General features: G+C 60.3%; 1 protein-coding gene. It reads left to right on the top strand.

Annotation, left to right across the window (positions count from 1 at the left end; translation table 11 throughout):
- A partial coding sequence (locus ACQG3P_RS24790) for an AAA family ATPase (RefSeq protein ID WP_426806527.1) occupies window positions 1-232 on the top strand: 232 nt, incomplete at both ends.

Below are 232 nucleotides of genomic sequence, written 5' to 3'. Positions count from 1 at the left end.
AAGCGGCTGGCGCGCCAGCGGGTACGTGACCTGTCCTTGGGCATGATCGTGCAGCTGCCCCTGGCGCTGGTGATGGCCATCGTCGCCAAGGTGCTGGTGCTGGACGAGCCCACGCTGGGCCTGGACATCCTGTACCGCAAGGATTTCTACCAGCTCCTGCTGGAAGACTACTTCGACGAGCAGAAAACGATCATCGTGACGACCCACCATGTGGAAGAGATCGAACACATCA

The organism is Stenotrophomonas sp. SrG (assembly GCF_050031795.1).
Classification (GTDB): Bacteria; Pseudomonadota; Gammaproteobacteria; order Xanthomonadales; family Xanthomonadaceae; genus Stenotrophomonas; species Stenotrophomonas rhizophila_A.
Note: the sequence above shows the minus strand (reverse complement) of the source record. Positions and strands in the feature narration are given on the sequence as shown.